Origin of the sequence: Carboxydocella sp. ULO1, assembly GCF_002049255.1 — a bacterium.
GTDB lineage: Bacteria > Bacillota.
In genome coordinates this window covers 1-644 of the sequence record NZ_BDLQ01000084.1, presented here as the reverse complement: position 1 = coordinate 644, position 644 = coordinate 1, and the positions used below count along the sequence as shown (strand labels likewise).

The following is a 644-nucleotide window of genomic DNA, read 5'->3' as shown; positions in this document are numbered from 1 at the left end:
TCATGGTATGCCTTCAAATAGGGCTCTACCGCCTCCAGCTCACTGGTACCGAAAAGCTCCGTTTCTTCCGGTTCGTTTTTGAAATGTACTATCGGGATAAATCCCCACGGGTTTGGCCTTTCTTCGCTTACCAGTCCAGGCGGCGCATCGCCTTCCACCAATACTGTTACCTTATCGGCTGTTATACGCTGGGTTACCGTATACTCACGTTGGCCGTTATCCCACTTATTTCGGCCCTGGATAGTATAGGCAATAGGCTTTTTCGTGAGCGGGTCTATCTCAATGTCTGCAACCTGCTCAGGAGGAATAATTATAACGTCAATTCTGGTCTTCTCATCAGGATAAAGCGGGTCATCCAATGCCAGATTGGCCAACATTACGAAACAATCACTATCACGCAGGGTAAGCTGATGTACCCGCTGCATCCGACTTACCCAACGGTTAACATGGTCATCCAGAACTTGCTGTGCCTCTTTATCCTTACTGTAGAACCGAGGCACTCCCATAAAGCCGGCTAAAGTGTTAACTATAGGCTTGGCAAAGCCCGCACCAAGTTTATAGTCGTCGTGGGTATTGTGGTATAGCTGCCGGGCAAGCTCATAATCAACCCGGCTGCTGTTCAATACATAGGGCACATTCCAGCG

1 pseudogene is annotated in these 644 nt (G+C 48.9%); it reads right to left on the bottom strand.

Annotated features, from left to right (window positions below):
- A pseudogene (locus ULO1_RS11165) lies at nt 1-644 on the bottom strand (phage portal protein); the annotation flags it as partial.